This window comes from Yoonia sp. I 8.24, from assembly GCF_022096995.1.
In the GTDB taxonomy this organism is placed as follows: domain Bacteria; phylum Pseudomonadota; class Alphaproteobacteria; order Rhodobacterales; family Rhodobacteraceae; genus Yoonia.
Genome location: NZ_JACXGQ010000002.1, coordinates 446071 through 467860, shown reverse-complemented (window position 1 = coordinate 467860; position 21790 = coordinate 446071). Strand labels below are relative to the sequence as shown.

The 21790-nt window shown below is 53.3% G+C and carries 18 protein-coding genes; 4 read left to right on the top strand and 14 right to left on the bottom strand.

Going from position 1 to position 21790, the window contains the following annotated elements; all coding sequences use genetic code 11:
* Positions 1-206 precede the first annotated feature (206 nt).
* From Yoon_RS05255 to Yoon_RS05230, 6 genes are all read right to left on the bottom strand, one after another.
* A complete protein-coding gene (locus Yoon_RS05255) occupies positions 207-4310 on the bottom strand; it encodes an OmpA family protein (protein ID WP_238110787.1) in 4104 nt (1367 codons plus the stop codon).
* 578 nt (positions 4311-4888) lie between these two features.
* The gene (locus Yoon_RS05250; RefSeq protein WP_238110785.1) at positions 4889-6355 is read right to left on the bottom strand and encodes an aldehyde dehydrogenase; all 1467 of its coding nucleotides are present in this window, start codon (positions 6353-6355) and stop codon (positions 4889-4891) included.
* 10 nt (positions 6356-6365) lie between these two features.
* Positions 6366-7403 carry an LLM class flavin-dependent oxidoreductase gene (locus Yoon_RS05245; RefSeq protein ID WP_238110784.1) on the bottom strand — a complete coding sequence of 346 codons (1038 nt, stop codon included), beginning with the start codon at positions 7401-7403 and terminating at the stop codon, positions 6366-6368.
* A gap of 4 nt (positions 7404-7407) precedes the next feature.
* Entirely contained in the window at positions 7408-8319 is a 912-nt protein-coding gene (locus tag Yoon_RS05240) for a flavin reductase family protein (RefSeq protein WP_238110782.1), read from the bottom strand.
* Positions 8316-9128 carry an alpha/beta fold hydrolase gene (locus Yoon_RS05235; protein WP_238110780.1) on the bottom strand — a complete coding sequence of 271 codons (813 nt, stop codon included), beginning with the start codon at positions 9126-9128 and terminating at the stop codon, positions 8316-8318. Before Yoon_RS05235 ends, Yoon_RS05240 begins: the two co-directional genes overlap by 4 nt.
* Positions 9100-9702 (bottom strand): amino acid synthesis family protein, encoded by a 603-nt coding sequence (locus Yoon_RS05230; RefSeq protein ID WP_238110778.1) that lies wholly within the window; start codon positions 9700-9702, stop codon positions 9100-9102. Before Yoon_RS05230 ends, Yoon_RS05235 begins: the two co-directional genes overlap by 29 nt.
* Positions 9703-9759: 57 nt before the next feature.
* Between Yoon_RS05230 and Yoon_RS05225 the strand changes: the two genes are divergently transcribed.
* Genes Yoon_RS05225 through Yoon_RS05215 form a run of 3 tightly spaced genes read left to right on the top strand, consistent with a single transcriptional unit; the run spans position 9760 to position 11215 of the window.
* Complete coding sequence (locus Yoon_RS05225; RefSeq protein ID WP_370642111.1) at positions 9760-10512, top strand: GntR family transcriptional regulator; 753 nt, start codon at positions 9760-9762, stop codon at positions 10510-10512.
* A complete protein-coding gene (locus Yoon_RS05220) occupies positions 10505-10801 on the top strand; it encodes a DUF1330 domain-containing protein (protein WP_238110776.1) in 297 nt (98 codons plus the stop codon). Before Yoon_RS05225 ends, Yoon_RS05220 begins: the two co-directional genes overlap by 8 nt.
* A 24-nt stretch (positions 10802-10825) precedes the next feature.
* Entirely contained in the window at positions 10826-11215 is a 390-nt protein-coding gene (locus Yoon_RS05215) for a carboxymuconolactone decarboxylase family protein (protein ID WP_238110774.1), read from the top strand.
* A gap of 260 nt (positions 11216-11475) precedes the next feature.
* Here the strand turns inward: Yoon_RS05215 and Yoon_RS05210 are convergent, their stop codons facing one another.
* From Yoon_RS05210 to Yoon_RS05175, 8 genes are all read right to left on the bottom strand, one after another.
* Positions 11476-12762 (bottom strand): FAD-binding oxidoreductase, encoded by a 1287-nt coding sequence (locus Yoon_RS05210; protein WP_238110767.1) that lies wholly within the window; start codon positions 12760-12762, stop codon positions 11476-11478.
* Positions 12763-12774: 12 nt separating this feature from the next.
* Positions 12775-13455 (bottom strand): type 1 glutamine amidotransferase, encoded by a 681-nt coding sequence (locus Yoon_RS05205; RefSeq protein ID WP_238110765.1) that lies wholly within the window; start codon positions 13453-13455, stop codon positions 12775-12777.
* Positions 13456-13465: 10 nt separating this feature from the next.
* Entirely contained in the window at positions 13466-14434 is a 969-nt protein-coding gene (gene speB, locus Yoon_RS05200) for an agmatinase (RefSeq protein WP_238110763.1), read from the bottom strand.
* A 7-nt stretch (positions 14435-14441) separates the two neighbouring features.
* Positions 14442-15749, bottom strand: coding sequence for an FAD-binding oxidoreductase (locus Yoon_RS05195; RefSeq protein WP_238110760.1), 1308 nt, complete (start codon positions 15747-15749; stop codon positions 14442-14444).
* Positions 15749-17098, bottom strand: coding sequence for a glutamine synthetase family protein (locus tag Yoon_RS05190; protein WP_238110758.1), 1350 nt, complete (start codon positions 17096-17098; stop codon positions 15749-15751). Before Yoon_RS05190 ends, Yoon_RS05195 begins: the two co-directional genes overlap by 1 nt.
* A gap of 81 nt (positions 17099-17179) precedes the next feature.
* Positions 17180-18484 (bottom strand): FAD-binding oxidoreductase, encoded by a 1305-nt coding sequence (locus tag Yoon_RS05185; RefSeq protein ID WP_238110755.1) that lies wholly within the window; start codon positions 18482-18484, stop codon positions 17180-17182.
* Positions 18484-19872, bottom strand: a complete 1389-nt coding sequence (locus Yoon_RS05180) for a glutamine synthetase family protein (RefSeq protein WP_238110753.1) — start codon at positions 19870-19872, stop codon at positions 18484-18486. The genes Yoon_RS05185 and Yoon_RS05180 overlap by 1 nt, the downstream gene beginning before the upstream one ends.
* Positions 19869-20651: a GntR family transcriptional regulator gene (locus tag Yoon_RS05175; RefSeq protein WP_238110746.1), complete on the bottom strand. Its 783-nt coding sequence runs from the start codon at positions 20649-20651 to the stop codon at positions 19869-19871. The genes Yoon_RS05180 and Yoon_RS05175 overlap by 4 nt, the downstream gene beginning before the upstream one ends.
* A 10-nt stretch (positions 20652-20661) precedes the next feature.
* Between Yoon_RS05175 and Yoon_RS05170 the strand changes: the two genes are divergently transcribed.
* Positions 20662-21747 carry a polyamine ABC transporter substrate-binding protein gene (locus Yoon_RS05170; protein ID WP_238110744.1) on the top strand — a complete coding sequence of 362 codons (1086 nt, stop codon included), beginning with the start codon at positions 20662-20664 and terminating at the stop codon, positions 21745-21747.
* The last annotated feature ends 43 nt before the right edge of the window (positions 21748-21790 follow it).

Sequence of the window (21790 nt, the reverse complement as noted above, 5' to 3'; positions counted from 1 at the left end):
GCATCATGATGCCCGTTGGGGTTAAACCCTAGGGTGTGGGGAGCTTAGCCGCATAGGGACGTTAGGATAAAACACTGCGGCGCAGCCTGTTATTGCGGACATTGTTTTAGCGGCTTTGTCATCTTTCCAATTTGTTTTAGAAACGCGAAAGGCCAGCGCGTTTGCACTGGCCTTTCGTTGTTTTACGATTGGTCGCCCTTAGGTGCTTACCACGTGAACTCGACGGTTTGCGCCGCGTCGATTGACCCATCAACGTTTGCCCCTACTGACGCGCGGCTGACACCCGCACGGTTAAGAATTGGCGCTGTGTGGGCGAGGTTGACGGAGGCTGTATGCGTGTCGCCGACCCGGTCGTAGTCAAGCGTGACATCCCATACGGCCATCGTATCTTCATCGTCCGCGGTCTCATAAGACAGCGATGCACCATAGCCGCAGTCACCATCTTCGTCGCCAGAGATTGAACAGAACAAACGTGGTGTCAGTTCCAATTCGCCATTGTGCACGGTCCGGATCAAGTCAACTTCGACGAATAGCCGACCGTAGCGTCCCGGATCGATATCAAGATCAACATCGTCGATCGATATTTCGGACCCAAGGGCAACCGCGTAGGCAAGATCAATGCCAACCCGCGGCGCCACTGTCAGTGTGTCATACACGCGCTCTCCACCGACGGCACCACCGACGAACAGGCCGCCATATGTGTAATGACCATCCGCTTCGGTACCCGCGACAACATCAAAGAAGTGACGGCCGACCGCAGCACTGCCGTAGTAGCTCAGCAGCAACCCACCTTCTGTGCGGTTTGCACCATAAAGACCGGCATGGATACCAACCCCGACGATCTCACCAGTGACGTCTGGGTCGACAATATCTGTCTTGGACAGGTAGCCCTCGATGAATTGGCCGAACAGGCGACCATTGGCTTGACGGTCACGTGACCCACCAAAGCTCAGGCGACCGGTTGTGCTCTCGTCCTCTGTGTGGATCACGCTCAGATCGGCCCAAATCGTCCGGTACGCACCGGTGGTACAATCGTACCCTTCGGATGCAAACCGACCTGTCAGGTTACTGCCAGAATCGTTTGCCGACCCATTCAATGTGCGGCTCGTTTGGTTGCCCTCTCCGCAACGGCCAGTCCCCGCAGCATAACCATCTTCGCCACCGACCAGAATGAACTCAACCCGGCGGTTCAGCGCTTGGCCTTCTTCTGTGGCGTTGGTCGCGATTGGGTGCGCTTCACCGAACCCTTGTGCTTGCAACCGGTCCGTATCGATCCCGCGTTCGACAAGAGCGTCCAGCACGGCATTTACGCGGTTTTGGCTCAGGACGATGTTGTAAGCGTCGCTTGCATCTGAATCGGTGTGCCCGGCAATGATAAAGTCTGCTGACTGACACTGCTGCAGCAGATGTGCGATCTCATCAATGATGCGTTGGTTTGCAGCATCGATAAAGTACTTGTCGTTGGCAAATTTGATTGGTTGATCCTGCAACAGATCGTTGATTTGCTGGCCACAAGAATGCCCGACCAGACGATCAGCGGCACGCGCCGAGATGTCTGACGCACTGCGCGAGATTAGCTCAGTTGTGTTTTGCAGGTCTTCTGTCAAAACGCGTTCCAACGCCTCTTGATCAAACACCGAAGCCGACCCGATGACAGCAATATCATATGGGGCTTCGTCGGCATCATCATTGGGCAGATCGATGTCAAAGCCAAACGCGCCTTCGTCAAGCGGGGTGAAGGTCACGGTAAAGGTGGTTGTCTCACCAGGTGCCAAGACCAGATCGCCAGGGTTCACGACTGTCACGCCACCGTCCAAATTTGTCTCACCCGAGATCGTTGGGTTTTCCAGCGTCAGCGTATCTGTCCCTGTGTTCGTGACCGTGTAGGTGATCGTTTGCTCTTCGCCTGCGATCGGTTCGCCAACGTCGTCTTCACCACCATCGGGCATTGCACCGCTCACGGATGAGGTCACATCGATTTCCGCCGCCCCTTCGGACGTGCCTTCGACGGCAATGTTGTAAACACTTTCGTCCTCATCATCTTGCGCGTCGTCATTTGGGAGCGTGATGTCAAAATCATAGGCGCCATCAAATTCAGGCGTGAAGGTGACGGTGAACGTCGCGGTTTCACCCGGCTCTAATGATGTGTCGCTCAGCGCACTAAAGGTCACACCCGCATCATCATCTGTGATGTTGGTGGTCGACCCAGCGTCAAGCGTTGGCTCTTGCAAGGTGAGCGTATCCAAACCATCGTTCGTGATTGTATAGGTGATCGTCTGTTCAACACCCGCCGTCGACTGGGGCTGCGTGTCTGTGCCACCATCAGCAATAGCAACATCGCCATTGGATGTCTCGACCGAGATTTCCGGCGCAACGACAGGTATGGTGACCACAGTCGGCTCATCCGCATCATTGCCAGATGTCCCGTCCGTATCTGTGGTCGCAGGCGCGCTCACTTGTGTCGGCACGGCTGTTGAACCATCGGCACCACCTTGTGGGATCTCTGGTTCCGAACCTGTGTCACTATCATCCGTCACCGGATCAAGTTCGTCATCATTTTCGTCAAACAACGGCACTGTGTCGCCAGCAACAAGAACGATGTCACCCGCATCATCAACCGCGACTGCCGTCGATGTAATCGTGGGTTGGGTTGCAAGATCGCCGCTATCACCCGGCTGAATGACATATTCCGCCGTCGCAACAACAACAGGACCTTCGCCAACGTCAAGCGTGATATTTTCGATACCAGTATCGTCATACGTCACACCAGCAGCCGTCAAACCGCTCAGACCATTGTCGTCAATCTCAAGATCAGCAAGACCCGTGTCACCCGTGTTCTCGGCTGTGTATTCATACAAAATCGTATCGCCAGCATTGCCAAAAATACCGTCGCCATTGGTATCTTCAATACCCGTCACCGTCTGCACCAGCTCAATCGCAGGATCAGGATCAGTGAACGTGACCGTAACCGTGGCTTCGTTGGAGGTATCTCCGTCTTCATCGTCGACAGTGTACGACACGGGGGTCGGATCACCCGTATAGCCAGTCTCGGGCGTGAACGTCACTGTACCATCGCTGTTTACGGTCCATTCGCCTTCGCCGGGTACTGTCAACGTTTTGCTGTCAGTCGATAGGGTCGCGTCAAATGGCATTCCTGTCGTCGTAAATACCACGGTATCAGTGTCCAAATCTGTGTCACCAACGGTATCATTGTCTAAGATGTCGATGTTTTCGACAGCGAGGCCGGATGTTTGATCCTCTATCAGATCGTTGTTAGCCACCGGTTCTGCAATAACAACATAAGTCTCTGTATCAGCTGAGTTGGCTGATAACATAAAGTTATCAAAAATAACATCAGCCCCGATAACGCCACCTGTGCCAGTCATGACAACGGTCATAACAGCATCCGTCTGTGTCGCCGCAGTTGTGAACGTGTTGTTAAAAGTCGTCCAGGGTGTTTGCCCGGGCAACAAACCCGTATTAGAGATTTCGTCAGCGGCGGTTGGTGTTGTGCCAGCATCATCGCTTAGGCGCACACTAAATTCAGGGAAAACATTGTCTGCATTGGCGTTACAAACTCTAGAAAAACCAGTATAAACGTTGCCCGCATCATAGCTAACACTGTATTCTGTATTTGCCAAAAGACCCGTGATTGTCGCCGTGATAAACGTTTGGTTTGGGTCTGTCGTCGCACTTTGCGCATCGTACATTGCAAAATATCCGGACCCCGGATTATCCTGATCGTCTAAGCTTAAGTATATGCCATCACATGATGCCTCATTTGCTGCATTGGCGCGTTCGACCGCATCCGTGCTTTGTACAATTGCATATTCACCTGGGGTAATCTGTGTCGCGCCTGTTCCATCCACAAATGTAAAGCTCGTCCCGCTCCCCAAGCTTGTCGAACTGAATTCGGACGCTCCCGATCCAAACGTACCGTTATCTAAGGCGGTAAATTGGTTACCTGATGTTGCTTGGGCAAAGGTCAGATTGTACGATCCTGAGGTGCTTGTCGTAAAAGTAACGCCAGCGGTAATATCAGACGCAGGAATAAACCACACGGTGTCGTCTGTAATGTCCTGCACACCGGCAGTCAAAACAGCATCGGAAGGAAAACCCGATACGACCACATCGTTCACTGTGTTGTTAAGTTGAGGTACTATCAATGCGATTTGGCTGCCCGTGGTTCCGCTGTTGGCAGTTGCATCCACGGCCTGAGCCAGAGCACCGGTTGCCCCCACCGCCCAAACGGTCAATCCAGCTAAAACTGGGCCGAATTGAACTCCATTCAAAAGTGTACTTTTACCCACCAGAAATCTCCGCATCCGAAATTTAGAATCATTTTAATAAAAATAACAACGCATGTGAAATTAGGGTATGCCGCGCGTAAAGAATTTTGCCGCAGCTAAACCATGGGGTGCATTGCGGATCGCAGACACGCCTTATGCATAAGCTATTATTATCATTGTTTTTTTCGTGATTTAGAGAAATTAATCGCTACGATTTTTAGTCCCTACGGTACTGTACAAAAAGACAGGCTTCGGCGTCAATATGGTTGCGTAGATCACACAGTCTAAAGTTTTTTAGAAACACCGGACCCTATCATATGCAAAAAAATTATGCGTTCACGAAACTGAATAAAACTAGAAAAAGGTGTACACGTAAAAACAATTTACTAGAGGCCGAGCCAAAAGAATCTGCCGCGGGCTTATTGGAATTGATATCAGGCAATCTTCGTTCATTTAATTAGGTCTTTTGGTCCGCGGTTTTGAAGCAATGTCTAATGTCTATAGTGTCGGGGTTGTTCATCAGCTTCTGCCTGTCCACACGTAACGTCGAACCAATGGCATTGCCCGTGACTGTCTAATGCGCATATTTTCAGGCGACTTCAGCGCATCACAAACGGGTCTGGAATAGGTTCGTCACTGGTGCGCAGCCAAACGGCTTTGACCTTGGTATAATCAAGCGCAGCTTGAAGTCCGCCCTCGCGACCGTGCCCGCTGAGGCCGTGACCCCCAAACGGTGCCATCGGGCTCACGGCGCGATAGGTGTTGACCCAAACGATGCCAGCCCGCAGCTTGCGGATCATCCGGTGCGCACGAGTTAGGTCACGGGTGAAAACGCCCGACGCAAGGCCAAACGCAGTGTCATTGGCAAGCGCCAGCGCTTCTGCTTCGGTATCAAACCCGAGGACCGACAAGACTGGTCCGAAAAATTCATGGGTCAGGCATGGCGCGCCGTGCGCGTTCGAGCAATCGAGGATCGTTGGCGGGAAGAATATGCCGTCACGTTTGAGCGGCGCACCGCCTGCGACAACAACAGCCCCCGCTTCGACGGATTGTGCGATAAGTTGCACCGCAGTATCGCGTTGTGCATTCGTGCAGAGCGGGCCAACTTCGGTGGTCATGTCATCGGGTGCGCCGATCACCACGGCCTCAGCCTTTTCCTTAAGGCGGGCCAGAAACGCATCTTTGATCTTGTTAGAGATTATCAGCCGCGACCCCGCGACACAGCTTTGACCTGTGGCCGCAAAAATGCCCGACACTTGGGCGTTTACTGCGCTGTCGATATCGGCGTCTTCGAACACGATGAACGGTGATTTTCCACCAAGTTCCAGCGAAGTCGATGCGAGGTTTTCTGCCGAGTTACGCACGATATACTTAGCGGTTTCCGGCCCACCGGTGAAGGCGATGTGATCAACTTTTGGATGGCTTGTTAAAACCGCGCCGCACTCGGCCGCAAAGCCAGTTATGACGTTCAAAACGCCATTTGGGAAACCCGCCTGGTCGAAAATGCGTGCGAATTCCAGCATTGGTGCGGGCGCTTCTTCGGACGCTTTCAAGACTACCGTGCAGCCGGCCGCAAGGGCGGGGCCGATTTTGACAGCCGAGAGGAAAAGCTGCGAGTTCCAAGGCACGATTGCGGCAACAACACCAATAGGTTCGCGGCGCAACCAGACTTCGATGTCAGGTTTATCGATCGGCAAATGCGCGCCTTCGATCTTGTCAGCCAACCCTGCATAGTAGCGGTAATAGTCGGCGACATAAGCAATCTGTGCGGATGTCTCGCGGATAATTTTGCCCGTGTCCCGCGTTTCCAACTTTGCCAGGGTGTCCGCGTTTTCAGCGATCAGGTCCGCAAGCCGCATCAGCAGTTTGCCGCGCGCTGTCGCGGTCATATCTGCCCACTCCGGCGAGAAAAAGGCGCTCTCTGCTGCCTCGACAGCGCGGCCCACATCATCGCGCCTTGCTTCGGGCATCAGCGCCCAAACCTGTCCCGTGGCTGGATCGCGGCTTTCAAATTGGGCGGCACCATCAGAGAAGCCACCGTCGATATACTGCTGGAATGTCTGCATTGGTCTTCCTTTAGGCAAACGCTGGCATAACGTCGTTGATGAACCGCAGCAGCGAAGCCCTCTTACGCTCAAAGCACATCCCGCTGTCGATCCAGAATGAATACTCATCATAGCCCATGTCTGCATACGTCTTAATCCGCGTGATTGCGTCATCGGGGGATGCGATCACATTGTCGCGCAACATGGCCTCGGCAGTGTAAAAAGGATGCGCGGCGATGTCTTCTGGTGTCAACGGCTCTATCCTGCCTTGGCTGACGTTGCGCTCGTTTTTAAACCACGCTCCGAAGTTGCAGTAGAAGCTGTTGATTTCCTCAGCGGCCTTCTGTGCATCGGCGGCGTCTGCCGCGATGTAGGTGTGGTTGAGCAGCATAATCTCTGGACGTTTAGCGTCAGGAAATTTAGCGCAGGCCTCGTTGAAGGTCTCCATCAATTTGGTGATCTCGCCGTCGCCTTGCCAGAGCGGTGTCACCTGTACGTGGCAGCCATTTGACACGGCGAACTCATGGCTGTTCGGATCACGCGCGGCCACCCAGATCGGAGGACCACCCTTCTGCATTGGCTTGGGCGAAGATGTCGTCGCAGGAAACGAATGATACGCGCCGTCTTGGGCGTAATCGCCTTGCCACAGTCCCTGAATAGCGGGGATAAGTTCGCGCATGCGTTGGCCAGCATCCCACGCGTCCATACCGGGGACCATGCGTTCGTATTCATAGGAATACGCGCCACGCGCGATGCCAAGGTCTAGGCGGCCATCTGTGATAATATCGGTCATCGCGGCCTCACCCGCCAGACGGATCGGGTGCCAAAATGGGGCAATGACTGTACCGGTGCCGAGGCGCACATTCTTGGTCTGATGCGCCAGATCCACGAGGTTGAGAAGCGGGTTCGGCGCAACAGTGAAGTCCATGCCGTGGTGTTCGCCCGTCCAGACAGCGTGCATGCCACCGGCGTCAGCGATCTTTGCTAGCTCAACAAATTCGTCATAAAGCTGCTTCTGGTCCTGATCTGGTGACAGACGCTCCATGTGAGCAAAGAGGGAAAACCGCATGAGCCTACTTCTCCTTTATAACGGGGCGCACTTCGCCGCTGTGTTGGTTGCCGTAATACATGCCAAAATTGCCAAGGGGGCTCTCGGTGGCGAACCGTTCCAGCATCGACAAGATCGCGGGATCGGAAATGCGTGCAAACCCTGATGCTGTCATCGGAACGAACCTGCCTTTTGAAGGCTCTCCTTCGGCGGTCTGACACATAAACGAAATATGTTGGTGCTTACCGCGCTCAAATACCGAATAGACGAACCCCGGCTCTGCCTTCAGTCCGGTCGATGCGATCAGCTGTGCCAAAGCAGCCGAAACGCCTTCGGATTTGACCTGCTGTTCAGGCAGCGCCAAGCCACCGTCGCCATCATCAAGCAACAAGACCTCTCCGTTCCGCTCAATCAACGCAGATACGATCAGGTTCGGGTTCGGCTCGATGGCCTCTGCCGCCGTGGATGGTGTCACGTACGCCCCACGGGCATAGCCAAGGCCGGGTGTCGCAGTGGTAGCGAAGTCCTCGACTTGGCCGATCAAGATCGTGTGGTCACCAGCATCGACGGTCTTGTGCATGCTGCAATCGAACCACGCCGTGACATCATTCAAGATTGGCGCACCGTATGGCCCTTTGTTCCAGCCAACGGTGGCAAACCTGTCTTCTACGGGCCGCGCAAATGTGTTGGACACGTCGATTTGGCTTTCGGCTAGGATATTCACGGCAAATCCAGTTGCCTTCATCAACGTTTCGAAATTCCGCGATGTATTCGCGACACAGACAAGTACCATCGGCGGATTAAGTGATACGGAGGTAAACGAATTCGCTGTAAAGCCGAGTGGCGCGTTGTTTTCGTCATGGGCCGTTACAACGGTTACGCCGGTCAAGAAGGTTCCAAAGGCGCTTCTCAGGGCGCGTGGATCAATTGTCGTCACAAAAGTTCCTTTCTGGTTTCCGGCCTTTTGAGCCACGCCAAAAGATGGGTATTCACCTGCACTGCCGCGGTAAGGTTCACCATGTGCCTGTGCCCTTCGATCACCACCGCCTGTCCTTTCTGCGCCTGTGTCGCCATGGCTTGGGACATTTCAGGCGTGGAATTACGATCGCCATCCCCCGTGAGCGCGAGAAAGGGGCAGCTAATGTTAGAAAGCTGATCCGCGTAGGTCTTGTCGCCACCCGCGAATGCAGAATAGGCCGTTCCATAGGCTGCAAGATCAACGGCGTTAAGCCAGTCAGAAACCTGCGCACGGACTTCACCGTCAATTAGTGAGGTGCCAAACCAACGCGCCAGCGGCGTCTGGATGTCTACCTTGCCACGACAAATTTCAGCTGCGCGCACAGTCACTGCCGCACTAGCTGCAACATCCCGAAGGTAGACCGCATTCAAAAGTGCAACACGTCGGGTCATATCGGGATAGGTCGCCGCATACCCCCCTGCGATCAAGGCACCCATTGAATGCCCTGCAAGATTAACAGGCCCGAGGTCTAACGTTGTGATGACATCATCCAACCACGCAACATATCCGGACAACGTGCTGCCTTGGGGCAAGGGATCGCTGCCGCCATGTCCGGGTAGGTCGAAGGCGATAACGCGATTACCGCGTTGCAATGTCTCGATTTGCGGTCCCCAAGCCGCCGATTGCATACCAACACCGTGCAGCAAGATCACAGGTTCGCCCGCACCATGGGCACGGCACGAAACTGTCGCGTTCGACTTAGACAGATGCAGGGTTGTCAACGTCATGGCCCAGTTCCTTGAGGTCTTGATAGCGGTCACCGATGCGGTGATGCGGGCGACCACCGATGGAGGCCCCAAGAGCGATGAGAATTTCGTCAGCCGCAGGCGCATCAGCTACAGACGTCTGGATCGTCAGATAATGAGACCTGCGACCACCATCGTTTTTGTCCATCAGCGGGATCATCAGCGGTGCGTTCGCGGGGCCGCGTGTGTTGCAGAACGACAAGTATGATTTTGCCCCGACAGCGTTGCGATAGTGGTTGCCAAAATGCAAAGTGTGAATCAGCGCAGAGGCGTGCTCAACTTCGCCATTGAGCCCGACAATAGCCGATTTTCCGTAGCCTTCTACCTTGTCACCACCGCCAGCGGCCTCAAGCACCATATCTGTCAGCATCTCACCGAGTCCTGATGCGCAGTCACGGATGGCCGGAGAGAGGTCTTCGACGAACCCCTGACCGGCCCAAGGGTTGCGGATAACGGCCATCGCCGCGATCAGGGTCAACGGCTTTTCGGCCGTCTTACCGCCTTCAATAAGCGTGTTTTCGACGTGAAGAAGTGTCTTTCTGATTTCTGCGGGCACCGGCGGCTTCCTTTGAGTGATCGAATCTCCCAATATCTTGGTATACCATCATACCATATGTCAATATTGCTTGAGGCCACGGCGTTAGACGACTATAAATCCCAAATGAATATTGCGAAATCTAATCTGCCCAAGATCGAACATGCGCCTCAAACCCTGCGCGACATCGTGCAAGAGCGGATGCGCACGGCCATCATCGAAGGCCATTTCGCCCCTGGTGAACGGTTGATCGAGAGACCACTTTGTGATCAGCTCGGCGTAAGTCGGACGGTCGTCCGTGAGACGATCCGTTTTCTGGAAGCTGAGGGTTTGGTTGAAATCATCCCGAACCGCGGTCCGATTGTTGCCTTACTTGACTGGGATCAAGCTGTGCAAATCTATGAAATTCGCGAGCAGCTGGAAGGCTCCGCCGCTGCCGTTTGCGCGCAGCGTTACAGCGGCGACTTTGCCAAGCGACTGGGCGAGGCATTGGCGGCGCTCAACGCAACGATGGATGATTCTGAATGGATCGGCGTCATGCGGGCAACCACCCGATTTTACGAGATCATTTTCACCGAATCTGGCCATTCGATTGCTTGGGATATTGTGCAGCGTTTGAATGGACGGATCAGCCGCCTGCGCGTTCTCACGTTGTCCGCGAAAGATCGCCCGAAGCCGGGTATGAGCCATATGACCGCGATTTTTGAGGCCATTATCAGCCGCGACGCTGATGCTGCTCGGGCGGCAGTGGAGGCCCATATCCTTGATGCGTCCACGACAGCACAACGCTTTTTGCAGGACGAAACGAAAAAGGCGGCAGGCGATGTCTAAGGGATACTGGATTGCTTTTGTTACGGTGACTGACCCCGACGCATATGCTGGCTATCAAGCGCTGGCTCCCGCAGCTTTTGCTAAATACGGCGCACGATTTCTTGTGCGCGGCGGTGATGCAACACCGCTTGAGGGGGAAGCGTGGCAGCGGCACGTGGTCGTTGAATTTGAAAGCAAGGCTCAAGCCTTGGCGTGCTACAATTCACCGGAATACAGGGAGGCCCGCAGCCAACGTTCAGGCGCTTGCAAAGCCAACATCGCCATCGTTGACGGCCTGCCCGAAGCATAAATAGTCACCTAGCGAGGACACCCCATGAGTGCATTTGACGAAGATCTGTTCCTGAAAGGTTTGGAGCAACGTAAAGCAACGCTTGGTGCCGAGTATGTTGAGAAAAACCTTGCGGCGGCTGACGAATTTACACAGCCGTTTCAAGAGGCAATGACAGCTTGGTGCTGGGGCTTTGGCTGGGGCGATGACGTCATTGACGCGAAAACACGCTCGATGATGAACCTGTCGATGATCGGCGCTTTGGGCAAAATGACCGAGTGGGAACTCCACTGCCGCGGCGCTCTCAACAATGGTGTAACAAAAGAAGAAATCCGCGCGATCATCCACGTCATCGCGATATACTGCGGCGTGCCACAGGGCCTTGAATGCTTTCGTGCGGCCCGAAAAGTGCTTATTGAAGAAGGCGTAATCTGACGCCGCTCTCACCCAAACCAAAAAGCGCGGCAATCTTCTGGAAAGGTTTTCAGACGAATATCGAATACCGGAAATGGGCCCCGAAGCAAACCATGCGAAGGCATGCCGGAACAGCAGCTTCGAACAATGGCGCACTTCTTTTTATGATGGAGGTCAGCGGTTCGAGCCTGTGCGGAGAATTAGTAAAATCTGGAGATATGTGCGGCACTCAGGACATTCGCCGTAAATTTCACGCCTAAAGGGAGGTGCTAGTTCTGATACTATCTCTCGATCTTGTCTCTCAAAGCATAGTAAGCCATTCCAACTGCAATCATCAAACTTCCAACTGTCCGGCCGACAGGCAAGTTCCAATGTCGGCAGTTCTCGAATATCTCAAATTCCGAGCTGTCCCCGGTGATGCAATGCGCCGTCACCTCTGCGAGAATGTGGCTTAGGGCAATGCCATGCCCACTGTAGCCTTGGACATAGAACACGTTGGCTCCGATGCGGCCAACCTGTGGGATGCGGTTCAACACGATGCCGTCCATGCCCGACCAACTATAGTCAATTTCAACGCCCTTGAGGCGTGGAAAAGTACGTTCGAGTGCAGGGCGCAATTCGCGTGCAACGTCTTTGCTTTCGCGTCCTGAATAATTTGTGCCGCCACCAAACATAACCCGATTGTCGGCCGTTAAGCGGAAGTAATCCAAAACGAAACGCCCGTCATAAACCGCGAGGTTATGCGGGTTAATTGAGGCTGCATCTTCTTGAGAAAGCGGTGCTGTCGCCATGTTGGCCAATGAGGCCGGGAATAATTTGCCACGCAGTTTCGGCTGTTCTAGCAAATGATAGGCATTCCCGGCGAGCATGACTTTATCTGCGCGCACAGAGCCATGTTTGGTACGGACGGTTGGGTTTGCGCCATGTTCAATATTGATGACTTCGCTGTTTTCAAACACCTTCCCGCCCAGTGAAACGAGGGCCTCCGCCTGCCCCAGACAGAAATTCAACGAGTGTAGGTGCATATTTTTGCGGTTCAACAGCCCGCCAATATAGAGGTCCGTTTCGAGGTAGTCGGGCATGTTGGCCCCAGAAATCATCGTGAGGTCATCGGCCATTCCACGACGACAGCCCGTCGCATAGATGTCTTCGAGTTCGGCCAATTGCCCCTTTGTCAGCGCGGTTTGCATTTGCCCAAAACGCAAGTCGCAATCGATATTGTACTTAGCGATACGTTTTCGGATAATATCGTGACCGCGCCAGCGCAGATCCCAAACGAAATCCGCAGCCCTATCGCCTAACGTGCGGCGAAACTCGCGCTGCATCGCTTTGTCACCCGACAGGCTGCCGGTTATTTGTCCGCCATTACGGCCCGTCGCCCCCCAACCGATTTGATTTGCTTCGCACAACACCACACTTAACCCGCGCTCTGCCAGTTCAAGCGCCGTGGCAACCCCCGTGAACCCACCACCAATGATGGCAACATCTGCGGTAATGTCAGAGGTCAGTTGCGGGAACACCGTTTTGGTGTTGGCAGTCGCCGCGTAGTAAGATGAAGTGTGAGGCATAGAATATCTGCTTTATGAACGTGTTTTCTTGAAGAATGCTTCGATCTCATCTGCAAAATTGACGCGCGTTAGCGGATCATCTTGTGCCGCGGCCGCACCATCCTTGATATGTTGCGGCAGTTGCCCACCGCGCGCTTCGAGCAAATCAGCCATGAAGCCCGCTGTGAATTCGGGATGTGGTTGAATGGTCAATGCTTGGTCGCCATAGGCAAGGATTGCGTTTTCGCAAAAATCTGACGACCCCACGACTGAAGCCATTTCGGGGCGCCGGGTGACTTGATCTTGATGCCAAGCTATCATTTTCTGATCGCCGAACTGGCCACTTTCATAGGCAGTGGGGCCAACAGACCAACCGCCGTCGAATTTTTCGACCTTGCCGCCCAGCGCTTGCGCCAAAATCTGATGCCCAAAGCAGACTCCAAAAATTGGCACCCCTTGGGCAAAGGTTTCACGCAAAAACTCTTCAAGCGGCGGAATCCAATCGTGATCTTCATACGCCCCGAACCGAGAGCCCGTGATAAGCCAGCCGTCCGCGCTTTGCGGCAACTTCGGGAATTTGCCGTCAAGAACCTCGTAGGTTTCAAAATCGAAGCCACGCCCATCAAGGTAGCGTTTAAAAAACGCGTCGTAATCGCCGTATTTTTCGTTCAGGCTTTCAGGCGAACGACCTGTTTGCAGGATGCCAATTTTCATCGTGTACTTTCTATGTCCGTCCAACTTTAGCTGTTTTTGCGCCCGCCTTTTCAGCCAGAACGCATAACCAGTCATGCGCAAGATGGGCAGCGGCCAATGCGGTGATTTCAGACGTGTCGAATGGTGGCGAGACCTCAACAATATCCATCCCGACAAGGTTTAGTTCGCCAAGGCCGCGGATAATTTCAAGGCCGTGCCATGATGCCAGACCACCTGCCACAGGCGTCCCTGTTCCCGGCGCAAATGCAGGATCAAGACCGTCAATGTCAAAGCTGACATAAACGGGTGCATCGCCAGCACGTTTTTTGGCAATATCAATTGCAGCATGAATACCGTGGCGATGAATCCAAGGGCTGCTGAGAATCTCAAACCCATGATCGCTATCGTTGTAGGTGCGCAAACCGATTTGCGTGGATTTTGCGGGGTCGATAATGCCATCAACGGTGGCCCGCGCAAACATTGTGCCGTGGTCAATCGCTACACCGTCATCTTCCCATGTATCGCAATGAGCGTCGATCTGAATTAGCGCAATGGGTCCGTGTTTTTCTGCGTGGGCTTTGATGAGCGGATAAGCAATTGAATGATCCCCGCCCAACGTTAGAAGCTTAGTCCCGGCGGCGATGATTTCTGCCGCTTGGTTCTGAATTGCTGGCAGCACCGTTTCAGGGTGATGTGGGTCAAGCATCACATCCCCAAAATCGACCACGTTAAGCGTGTCAAACGGATCAAACCCCCATGGAAACGCCTTAAGTTCAGCCAGTTGGACAGAGGCTGCACGAATTGCGCGCGGCCCCAACCGCGTGCCCGGCCGGTAGGTGACCGCATTGTCAAAGGGGACACCCATGACAGCCACATCGACGCCATCTAGGTCACGACTGTAGCAACGGCGCAAAAAGCTTACCGCCCCGCCATATGTCATTTCATGCCAACGGCCCTTGAGGTCCGTTTTTAGAAACGCTTGATCACCATTGCCCAACATTTTGCCCTCACAGTCCGAATCTGTCTTTGATGTCGTAGTACCAAGACCCAATTATTGAATAGGGCACGCGGAACATGCGACCACCGGGAAATGGGATATAAGGCACTTTTTCAAATACGTCGTAGCGGCTTGCGTCGCCTGAAATGGCTTCGGCCAAAATCCGACCAAATGTATGCGATCCAGTAACGCCATGCCCCGAATAACCGTGCGCAAAGTACGTGTTGTTATTAAGACGGCCCATTTGTGGCACGCGGCTAAATGATAAAGCGAAATTGCCGCTCCAAGCGTGCGCAATTTTGACATTCGCAAGTTCAGGGAAAACTTTGCTCAGATTTTTACGCAGCTTGGCTTCGATATCACGCGGATCAGCCCCGCCATAGACGGTCCCACCACCAAACAGCAGACGATTGTCAGCAGACAGGCGGTAGTAGTCCAAAATATACCGAATATCTTCGACGCAAGTGTCCGTTGGAAGCAGACGGTTGGCCTGCTCATCGGAAAGCTGTTCAGTCGCCATAACTTGTGTGGACACTGGCATAACACGAGACGTCAATTTGGGCACAACTTTACCAAGGTAAGCGTTACCACACAGGACAACTGTCTTGCTTGTGATCGTGCCCGTTTCCGTTTTCACCACGGGACGCGCGGCTTCGTAATTCACATCTATCACACGCGACATTTCAAAAATTGTGCCACCGTTCTTTTCAAACGCGTCCGCCTCACCCAAGGCAAAGTTCAAAGGGTGCATATGCCCCCCGGAATGATCAATCATCCCACCCGCGTACATATCTGATCCGACGTAGTCTTTGATCTTGTCTTTGGACACCATTTCTTGCGTGTTCAGACCGTAGCCTTGCCATAGCGCCAAACGCTCCTCAAGCTCGCGCATATGCGCATCAGTGCAGGCGGTGAACAGGTTTGTTGGCTTGTAGTCACATTGGATGTCGTAGGTTTTGATACGGTCGCGAATAATATCGCCCCCCTCCATAACCAAGCCTGCGACAAAGTTTGCAGTGTCCTGGCCATAGCGACGTTTGATGGTCTGCAAGGATGCGTTCAAACCGTTGACGACCTGTCCGCCGTTGCGGCCAGATGCCCCCCAACCAATACGCGCACCTTCGACAATCGCGACGTTGTGGCCTTGTTCGGCGAGGTGCAAGGCCGTGGAAAGGCCCGAATAACCCGCACCGACAACGCAGACATCAAATGTTTGATCGCCCTTAAGCGCGGGGCGCAATGTCCGGGTATTTGCAGATGCCGCATAATAGCTTGTTGTGTGGTCCCCATTGCCTGCGTAGGCGTACGCTGCAGTCATCAAACTGTCTCCAAGTAGGTGTGATATTCAGCATCGGGTACAATGCTAAGGAAGTGTTGCAGTTCTTGTTGTTTTGCTTGCGCAAATAGCCGCACCATTTGCGGGCCGAGCACGTCAGCCATAGTTTTACCCTGTTCAAATGCAGCAATTGCCGACAACCAGTCCAAAGGAAGACTAGGCGCATCTGCATCGTAAGCGTTCCCGGTGACGGGAGCTGCCGGCTCCAGCTGCGCATCAATGCCGTTCAAGGCACTTCCAAGAATTGCCGCAAGTACTAAATACGGGTTTGAATCTGCACCAGCGACCCGGTGTTCGATGCGGCGTGCCGCATTTGGCCCACCTGGAATTCGGATCGCACATGTCCGGTTCTCATACCCCCACGCGGCACTGGTGGGTGCGTGCGAATTGGGGCGCATGCGGCGATAGCTGTTTTGATGGGGTGCAAAAAGCAACGTGCTTTCATGCATCGCGCTTAGCAATCCTGCCACTGCGAACCGCAAAGTATCAGACCCCACGTCGGTCCCATCGTCAAAGACATTATTCCCATCCGAATCCAGCATCGAAAAGTGCACATGCATGCCATTGCCCGGCTGATCACCGAATGGTTTCGCCATAAACGTGGCACAAAACCCGTGCTTGCGCGCTGTATCTTTCACAACATTCTTAAACAAAAGCGCGTCATCCGCGGCCTTCAGAGGGTCTGCCGTATGCAACAAATTGATCTCAAATTGTCCCGCGCCACCTTCGGAAATCGCGGCATCTGCGGGAATATTTTGGATACGGCACGCCGCATATACATCATCCAAAAATGCATTCAGCGACGCCAATTCCGCGACCGAAAGTACGTTCCCCTTTGTTGTTGGCGCAAGGGCGTTTGGCAGCGTCGGCGGAACCGCCACACCATTCGTCACTGTGGTCAAATAAAATTCAAGCTCGGTCGCGACAACGGCCGTAAGCCCCTTATTTTTCAAGCGCTTCACCACCTTGACAAGCGCTTGGCGCGGATCAGTTGCCATAGGTGTGCCATCTTCCAAAGTCAGCATCACCTGAAACATCGCCGAGGCATTTTCATCCTCGGATTGTCCGATAATACCGCGTTCAGTGACGTTGCAAACACCATCGCCATCGCCACTTTCAAAGACAAGCTCGCTGGCTTCAATGTCATGTCCCCAGATATCGACAGTACACGCCGATTGCGGCATCCGCATACCGCCAGAAAGAAGCTTATCAAGTTGCGAAAGAGGGACCCGTTTGCCGCGCAGAACACCATTGATATCGCAAAGCCCGATAATGATCGCGTTGACTTCAGGGTGCTCGGCCAGCCAATCTTGGGCGTTTTGGAATGTCACGATGTATGTCCTTCTATGGAACGTGGAATCTCTGCGCAGGGGCTCGGGCATCTATTTAAATGCGGCATCGTCATAGGATCCTCACAGTTTGTCGCGCATCGAAAACCACAGCATCGCAAGGATCAGCAGTGGTTGGCGCATGAGCGTGCCACCCGGAAATTTCGGGGACGGAATTTGTGACATGATGTCAAATCGTTCGGCCTGCCCTGCGATCGCCTCAGCAGCGATTTGGCCTGATAGGGTGCCAAGAGCGACGCCCTGGCCGGAAAAACCCGACATGCTCAGGACATTTCCAGCACCGTAGCGCGCGTAGTGTGGCAACCGATTCATGGTGATCCCCAACGTACCTCCCCACGCATAATCGATCTTCGCGTCTTGCAACTGCGGGAAAATATCGGTCATTGGTTTGCGCACTTGGGCTGCGATGTCTTTTGGGAACTTGTAACTATAGCTTTCGGTGCCGCCAAACAGCATGCGGTTATCATCACTAAAGCGGAAGTAATTCACCACAAATTTCGTGTCCGCCACCGCGATGTTCTTTGCCAAAACCTTGGCGCGATCCGCGTCGGACAAGGGTTCTGTTGCGACGATATAATTGTTGATGGGCATCACGCGACGCGTCACGTCAGCGTCTAAATTTCCGATATATCCATTGCACGCCATAACGACATATTTCGCAGAAATCCGCGCAGCATCCGTTTTCACGACAGCCGTCGGTCCGTGCTGGATCGATCTTACATGGCTGTTTTCATGAAGCTTTACGCCAGCCTTCTGCGCCATTCGTGCGAGACCTAGCGCAAATTGCAACGGGTCGATATGCCCCGAACGGGTGTCAAAACTTCCACCGTGATATGCTTGCGATTGAACCAGCTCTTGCATCTCTTGCTTGTCCAAAAATGAAATATGTTCATACCCGTATTTCGTGTTCATCTTCTCGACGTAATCGCGGGAATGCGGGACATAGCGTGCGCGATGATCGGCGTGGGCAATGCCGGGGTGAAAATCAGCGTGAACCAAGTCGGATTGCGACAAATCACGCACGCATTCGACTGCTTGCATACCAATTTCCCACAATGCGCGCGCGCGATCTTCGCCAAACATGTCTTCCAGTTCATCCTGGTCGACACGTTGCCCCTGCCCGACTTGTCCGCCGTTGCGGCCGGACGCACCAAACCCGATGCGCTGCGCCTCAAGCAAGCGTACAGAATAACCTTTTTGCGCCAAATGCAGGGCGGTCGAAAGACCCGTAAACCCACCGCCAATGACACAGACATCGCAGTTTAGATCGCCTTGGACCGCATCACAGTCCGCAATAGCCGTGATATTGCTGGCGTAGAACGACGGAGGATAAGTTCCCTCCTTATCGTTCACAGAAAGGAGATTCATTAGACGTTCAACAGCAGGTGCTGCCGTTCCCATGGTGAAATCTCGCGCTGGTACTCTTCGTTTTCAGCGCGCTTCAAGTCTAAGAACAATTGGCAGAACTCTGTTCCCAAGACATCCCACAGCGCATCTGCATCTTCAAATAAGTTCAGCGCAGCGTTCAGGCCCGGCGGCAAAGCATCTTCTGTTTCCCATACCTCGTTGACGGCTTCAGGGCGCGGCAACGTCTTGTTTTTCATACCAAGATATCCGCAAGCCAAGGATGCTGCTATCGCCAGATAAGGATTGCAATCCATGCCGATCACGCGATTTTCTAGGCGGCGGGCGTCCGGCCCAGAATGCGGCACGCGCAAACCAGTTGTCCGGTTATCGGCAGCCCATTCAAGATTAGCTGGGGCGCTTTGGCCATCCACGGTGATCCGGCGATATGAATTCACATAAGGCGCCAGCAATGGCACAGCCTGCATCAGGTATTTTTGCGAGCCACCGATGAAATGCGTGAATGCTTCTGTCGCATTGCCATCCGCATCAGAGAATATGTTTTTACCTGTTTTTGTGTCCAAAATGGACTGATGAATATGCATGGCACTTCCCGGTTCATCCCGCATCGGCTTGGCCATGAAGGTGGCATAGATACCATTTTTTAGTGCCGCTTCCCGAATGGTGCGCTTAAAAATGAACACCTGATCCGCGAGGGCAAGTGGATCGCCGTGCAACAGATTGATCTCAATCTGCCCTGCCCCGCCCTCTTGAATCACCGTATCAATCTCGAGCCCCTGTGCCTCGGCAAAGTCGTAAATCGTGTCGATAACCGGCCCGTATTCATCAACGGCCGCCATCGAATAGACTTGGCTGCTAGAGCGTTTTCGGCCGGTGCGCCCAACCGGCGCCTCAATCGGTTCATTTGGATCGACATTTGGTGTTGTCAGGTAGAACTCTAATTCCGGGGCAACAACAGCGGTCAGACCTTCCGCAGCATAGAAATCCAAAATCCGACGCAGCACGTTGCGCGGCGCTATCGCAAGATTTTCGCCTTCGCGCGTCTTCATATCACAAATAATTTGAACTGACGGATCGTCGCCCCATGGAATTGCCGTGGCCGTTCCCATATCCGGCACAAGCATGACATCTTTCTCAAGCCATTGATTTTCGATTTCCATATCCACGTATTCACCTGAAATCGTCTGGTAAAACAGCGAGATAGGCAGAAAGAACGCTTCATCAGGTTTGAATTTATGCGCGGGCATAGCTTTGCCGCGTGACGTGCCGGCGATATCGGGAATGATAATTTCCACCTCATCGATCCGGCGGTCTCCGAGGTACTCTTGAAAATGGTCCGGCAGCTCAGAAATCCATGACGCTGTGGTCGACTTTGTATCACGTCTATTCATTGGTTCTTACCTAAATTTTGATCAAATTTATCTGCGAGAGGTTGACCCGCAAGCATAATCCCCTGCTCGAGGTCTTCCTGCATTGCCGCCGCCGCCGCCTCAGGGTTTCCATCTAAAAACGCCTGCAAAATTGCGTCGTGTTTATCGGGCAGGTTCGCCGTGCCATATCGACCACAAACTACGCGCAGGCTGGGTCCGACCTGCAACCAAAGCGACTGCGCAATACGCGTCAGAATCGGGGAATTTGCGTGGGCATAAATATTGAAATGAAATGCTTTGTTGCGCTCCAAGTACCCATTAACATCACCGACATTGATCGCGAGATCCACCTCTCGGTCAATTTCATACAGCTCTTTAACATGTTGCTTTGTAATTGATTTTGCGGCCCTTTTTGCCAACTCAGGCTCAACCTTCAACCGCATGAAATAAATATCATCAAGCTGATCTTGCGTGAGGGTCGGGACAATAACGCGACGGTTCCCCAAGGTCTCCAGCGCGCTTTCAGATGTCAAACGTCGAATCGCTTCGCGAACAGGCGTCATTCCAACGCCAAGAATTTCGGCCAACCCCTGAATGGTCATAGGTTGCCCCGGTGCAAATTCTCCCAATAGAATTCTATCGCGCAACGTTGCGTAGACGGCTTGGTGCTCCGGCATTTTTTTGTCAATTTGCATAAATTTTAACCAATCGTCGCTATCGGATCTCAGTTTCTTCTCATCAATATTTGCAAAAAACTTGCTATTGTCAAACTTTTGATCAAAAGTTTTTTCAATCAACAAGGAGAAATCAATGAAACTGTTTACCACCCTTTCGACGATTGCGCTTTGCGCTATCGCCCAATCGGCGCTCGCGGAAGAAGTGCGCATCTATAACTGGTCCGATTATATCGACGAAGATCTCTTGGATCAGTTCGAAGCGGAAACTGGTATCGAAGTCATCTATGATGTGTTCGACAGTAACGAAGTTCTTGAAACTAAAATGCTTGCTGGTAGCTCCGGCTACGACATCGTTGTGCCAACGGGCGACTTTTTGCAGCGTCAGATTCAGGCGGGCGCGTTCCAGCAGCTTGATCTGAGCAAATTGCCAAACCATAGCAACGTATGGGACCTGATCGAAGCGCGCACAGCCCAGTACGATCCTGACAATGCCTATTCGATCAACTACATGTGGGGCACCACCGGCATTGGCGTGAACGTCAACAAAGTGGCCGAAGTCCTTGGTGATGACGCCCAGATCGGTTCACTCGATTTGATTTTCAATCCAGAGAACATGGAAAAGCTTGCCGAATGCGGCGTCTATTTCTTGGATGCGCCGACCGAAGTCATCCCAGCGGCATTGGCGTATTTGGGTGAAGCGCCTGACAGCCAAGACCCTGATGTGCTTGCATTGGCAGAGCCACTTTTGACGGCCGTCGCACCCTATGTTGCAAAGTATAACAGCTCTGAATATATCAATGCGCTCGCGAACGGCGACATCTGTGTCGCCTTCGGTTGGTCAGGTGACGTTCTTCAAGCGCGTGACCGTGCAGACGAGGCAGAGAATGGCGTTGAGATCGCTTACAACGCCCCATCTGAAGGCGCCCTGATGTGGTTCGACCAGATGGCCATTCCCGTCGACGCGCCAAACCCTGACGCCGCGCACGCATTCCTGAACTTCATTTTGGATGCTGAAAACATGGCTGCCGCGTCGAACTATGTTTACTACGCAAACGGAAACCTTGCCTCTCAAGAATTCTTGTTTGAGGACGTGATCGATGATCCTGCGATCTACCCAGATGAGGCGACGCTCGAAAACCTTTATACAGCGACCCCATACGAGCCACGCGTTCAACGTACCGTAACGCGCATGTGGACCAAGGTTAAGTCCGGGACATAATACCCCCCTTAACACGCACTGATGAAGTTATCGCATGGAGGAG